The 4,444-nt window shown below is 69.5% G+C and carries 4 protein-coding genes; 1 reads left to right on the top strand and 3 read right to left on the bottom strand.

Annotated features, from left to right (window positions below):
- Positions 1-76 precede the first annotated feature (76 nt).
- The 3 genes from urtB to EYA84_RS27390 form a co-directional block, all read right to left on the bottom strand.
- Entirely contained in the window at positions 77-964 is an 888-nt protein-coding gene (gene urtB, locus EYA84_RS27400; protein WP_131056678.1) for an urea ABC transporter permease subunit UrtB, read from the bottom strand.
- A 78-nt stretch (positions 965-1,042) separates the two neighbouring features.
- Positions 1,043-2,287 (bottom strand): urea ABC transporter substrate-binding protein, encoded by a 1,245-nt coding sequence (gene urtA, locus EYA84_RS27395; RefSeq protein ID WP_176094271.1) that lies wholly within the window; start codon positions 2,285-2,287, stop codon positions 1,043-1,045.
- A 462-nt stretch (positions 2,288-2,749) separates the two neighbouring features.
- Positions 2,750-3,877, bottom strand: a complete 1,128-nt coding sequence (locus EYA84_RS27390) for a substrate-binding domain-containing protein (protein ID WP_236145985.1) — start codon at positions 3,875-3,877, stop codon at positions 2,750-2,752.
- 97 nt (positions 3,878-3,974) lie between these two features.
- Between EYA84_RS27390 and EYA84_RS27385 the strand changes: the two genes are divergently transcribed.
- Positions 3,975-4,442 carry a MarR family winged helix-turn-helix transcriptional regulator gene (locus tag EYA84_RS27385; RefSeq protein WP_131056674.1) on the top strand — a complete coding sequence of 156 codons (468 nt, stop codon included), beginning with the start codon at positions 3,975-3,977 and terminating at the stop codon, positions 4,440-4,442.
- Positions 4,443-4,444: the final 2 nt, after the last annotated feature.

The raw sequence follows: 4,444 nt of genomic DNA, 5'->3' as shown, positions 1-4,444 counted from the left end.
GAGACAGGGCCGGCGGCCGGGGTGGCCGGCGGGGGCGCGGGGGCGGCGTCGGTGACGGGATCTCTGGCGACGGTGGTCATGCCAAACTCCTGGTACGCAGGGTGAACATGCCCTGGGGTCGCCACTGGAGGAACGCGACGATGGCGACGAACACCATCACCTTGGCGACGCTGAGGGTGGTCAGGTACTCGCCGGACGCCTGGAGCACACCCAGCGCGAAGGCGACGATCACGGTGCCCTTGAGCTGGCCGATGCCGCCGACCACGACGACCAGGAAGGCGTCGATGATCAGGTTGGTGCCCATGGTGGGACCGATCGGGCCGAGCAGGGTGAGCGCGACTCCGGCGATGCCGGCCAGGCCGGAGCCGATGAAGAAGGTCGTCCGGTCCACCCGGGCGGTGGCGATGCCGGAGACGGCGGCCAGGTCGCGGTTCTGCACCACGGCGCGGATCCGCCGCCCCAGCGGGGTGAGGCGCAACGCGAGGGTCAGCGCGACCACCGCGCCACCGGCCAGGGCCAGGATGAACAGCCGGTTGTTGGCGACGGTGATCCCGCCGGGCAGGGCGATGTTCCCGGTGAGCAGTTCCGGGGCGCGGGTCTGCACGTTCGGGCTGCCGAAGACGTCCCGGGCGAGCTGTTGCAGGATCAGCGACACGCCCCAGGTGACCAGCAGCGTGTCCAGCGGCCGGGCGTAGAGGCGGCGGATCAGCAGGACCTCCAGCAGGACGCCCATCGTGCCGGCCACCACGAAGGCCACCGGCAGCGCCACCAGCAGCGACCAGCCGGCCGCGGTGATCACCTGTTGCAGGACGTAGGTGGTGTAGGCGCCGGCCATGATGAACTCGCCGTGCGCCATGTTGATCACGCCCATCTGGCCGAACGTGAGCGCCAGACCCAACGCGATCAGCAGCAGCACCGCGCCGATGCTGACGCCGGTGAAGAGTTGACCGATGAGAACTGTCACGGTGGGTACTCCGAACTGCGGGTGGGGGTCGGCCCGGACGGGACTCCTCCCGTCCGGGCCGTGGGACCGGGGCGTCGGTCAGCTCAGGCCGCCGGCCCAGGGGTAGCTCTTCAGGTACGGGTCCGGGGTGATCGGCTGGCCGGAGTTCCAGACCTCGGCGATCAGCCCGTCCGCGCCGACCTTGCCGACGCGGGCCGTCTTGGCGATGTGCTGCGTCGCACCGTCCACGGTGACCAGACCTTCCGGCGCCTCGAAGGTGATGCCGTCGGCGGCCTCCCGGACCTTCTCCACGTCGAACGTGCCGGCCTTCTCCACCATCGCCTTCCACAGGTGGACCGAGACGTACGCGGCCTCCATGGGGTCACTGGTCGGCTTGTCCGCGCCGTACTTGGCCTTGTACGCGGCCACGAACTTCTCGTTCGCCGCACCCGGCGTGGTCTGGTAGTAGTTCCAGGCGGTGAGCTGGCCTTCCAGGTACTGGGTGCCGATGCTCTTGACCTCCTCCTCGGCGATGGAGACCGAGACCACCGGCATGGTGGCCGCCGTCAACCCGGCGGACTTGTACTCCTTGAAGAACGCCACGTTGCTGTCGCCGTTGAGGGTGTTGAAGACGGCGTCCGCGCCGGCGGACTTCACCTTGTTGGTGATGGTGCCGAACTCGGTGGACCCGAGCGGGGCGTAGTCCTCCCCCAGCACCGTCATTCCGTTGGCCTCGGCGTACGCCTTGATGATTTTGTTCGCGGTGCGCGGGAAGACGTAGTCGGAGCCGACCAGATAGAGCGACTTGGCACCCTGCGCCTTCAGATACTCCAGCCCGGGAACGATCTGCTGGTTCGTGGTGGCACCGGTGTAGAAGATGTACGGAGACTGTTCCAGTCCCTCGTACTGCACGGGGTAGAACAGCAGCGCCTTGTTCTTCTCGAACACCGGCTTGACGGCCTTGCGGCTGGCCGAGGTCCAGCATCCGAAGACGGCGGCCACGCGGTCCTCACGGATCAGTTTCTCGGCCTTCTCGGCGAACGTCGGCCAGTCCGAGGCGCCGTCCTCGCCGACCGGCTGGATCTTCTTGCCGAGCACGCCACCGGCGCTGTTGATCTCCTCGATCGCCAGCGTGATCGCGTCGCGGACGGTCACCTCGCTGATGGCCATGGTGCCGGAGAGGGAGTTGAGCAGGCCCACCTTGACGGTGTCGCCGGAGACGTCGGCGCTGACGCCGGCGGAGGTGTTCCCATCGGTGGTCTTGCTGCCGCACGCGGCCAGTGCGGCTGCGGCGACCAGGGTCATGGCACCCGCCAGGATGCGGCGGCCCCGGATCAGTGTCATCAATGCTCCCTGCTTCGCGCCTGGGCGTCAGTCAGTGCCCGGGAACGTACGTCGGTCCCGGGTCGAGAAGTGCGGATCTGCGCGGTGCGGTGCGGTCCGTTGAGGTGCGTCGCGCTGCCTGGAACGACGGGTGGACGCCGACCCCGGCAGCGATTCGGATATCGGGCAGGGAAAGCTTCGATCCGCTTCATTGCGCGGATGTTTCCCGATCCTCAATAGACTGTTTCCGCTGACTGGCGCCGTTCACGGGAGCGGATACAGAAAATGCCGGAGCCCCGCCGCGAGGATCGACGGAATGGCACCGGCACAACAATATGAACCGCGACGACGGCAATTACCGATCATCGGCGGGTGGTTGGTCGCATCCCGACCGAGGGCCGGATACTTCACACAGGAAGTATCTTATGTGGCCGGCGCGCGACCCTGTCAAGGCACGGTCGGGTCACGCCACGGTCGGCCGGCTCAGAGTTCGGCGAGGACGGTGAAGTCCAGGCCGTCGGCCTCGGCCAGATAGATCCGCTGGCGTACGTGCCGACGACGCAACCGCAGCTCGCCGCGCGGCCCGTCGTACGACACCACGTCGGCGGACGCCTCCACCGCGCGGACGTCCAGCGTGCCGGCCTTGGCGATCAGGGCGGACAGCAGCATCACACCCTCGTAGCAGGACTCACCGAGGCTGCCCAGCGGCGGCGCCTCCAACCCGAACCGGCGGGCGAACTGACCGTGGAAGTCCAGATTCTCCGGCGTCACCAGCCCGGCGAAGAAGCCTGCCGTGCTGAACAGTCCCCGCGTGTTCGTCGCCCCGCTGGCCAACAGCATGTTCTCGTCCATCAGCGTGCTCAACCGCAGGCAGCGCTGGTCCAACCGGGACCGCGCGAAGGCCCGGTTGAACCGGACCGCGTCGGCACCGACCAGCAGCATCAGGACCGCGTCCGCGTCGCTGCGCTCGATACGTCGTAGCACCTCGACGAAGTCGTGCGTCTCCAACGGCAGGAAGTGGTGCCCGACCACCCGACCGCCGCTGTCCAGCGCGTACCGGTAGGCGGCACGGGTGGTCCGGCGCGGCCAGACGTAGTCGTTGCCTACCACGAACCAGCGACGGACCCCGAGGTCGGCGGCGAGCACCCGCATCGCCGGCCACAGCTGCGCGTCCGGCGTCTCGCTGGTCAGGAAGACCCCCTCGGTACGCTCGCCACCCTCGTACAGGGCGGTGTAGACGTACGGCACCCGGTGCGCGATGCGCGGCGCCACCGCCTGCCGGACCGACGAGATGTGCCAGCCGGTGACGCCCTGCACGGCGCCCGTCGACACCAACGCCTCCACCTCGGCGGCGACCTCGGCCGGTGGCGCACCGCCGTCGACCGGCACCAGCCGCAGCTCGCGGCCGAGCACCCCGCCGCGCTGGTTGACCTCCTCCATCGCGAGCTGGGCACACTGCTCGCAGCTCGGGCCGAACATGCCGGCCGGTCCGCGCATCGGGTACACCAGCGCGATGCTGACCACGCCCCGGTCGACGGTGAGCCAGGGCGCCCCGGCGGCGAGCCTCTCCCCCGCCTGCGGGCGCCCGTACCCCGGTGCCGGCGCGGACATGAACACATCGTGGCCGCAGCCGGGGATGATGACCAGACCTCCCCAGCAGACGGGACGTCTCGGTACGATGACTCGGCAACCGCCAGGCGGGAGTGCCATGTCAGACCTTCCCGGCTCCGCAGCCGACCTGCTTCCCCTGCTCACCCGCGCCGAGCGTCTGCTCGCCCGCCGGGTCGGTGGGGTGCTCGCCGTCGAGTCGCTCACCATCGAGGCGTGGCGGGTGCTCTGCCTGCTCGCCGACGGTCGGGGGCATCCGATGAGCGAGGTCGCCGCCGAGGCGTCCCTGCCCCCGGGCACCCTGACCAAGCTGGTCGACCAGCTCGTGGACCGCAACCTGGTGTTCCGGCGGGTCGACCCGTTCGACCGGCGACGCATCCGGGCGTACCTGACCGACCGGGGGCGACGCGAGCACGAGCGGATCGCCGCGCGGGTCCACACCGACCTGTCCGGGCTGACCGCCTCCGGTGACGCGGACCTGGCCGGGCACCTGGACGACCTGATCGGACGGCTGGAGCCGGACCGCCGCCCCTGTCTCGTATACCCATCTCCGCGCCCACGAGACTAGCG

Origin of the sequence: Verrucosispora sp. SN26_14.1 (assembly GCF_004307965.1) — a bacterium.
Taxonomy (GTDB): Bacteria; Actinomycetota; Actinomycetes; order Mycobacteriales; family Micromonosporaceae; genus Micromonospora.
This window is presented reverse-complemented; position numbering and strand designations above follow the sequence as displayed.

Bases quoted from the DNA above. Each gene is read 5' to 3' on its own strand.
- urtA (WP_176094271.1), bottom strand. From the start codon at position 2,287: ATGACACTGATCCGGGGCCGCCGCATCCTGGCGGGTGCCATGACCCTG.
- EYA84_RS27390 (WP_236145985.1), bottom strand. From the start codon at position 3,877: ATGTCCGCGCCGGCACCGGGGTACGGGCGCCCGCAGGCGGGGGAGAGG.
- EYA84_RS27385 (WP_131056674.1), top strand. From the start codon at position 3,975: ATGTCAGACCTTCCCGGCTCCGCAGCCGACCTGCTTCCCCTGCTCACC.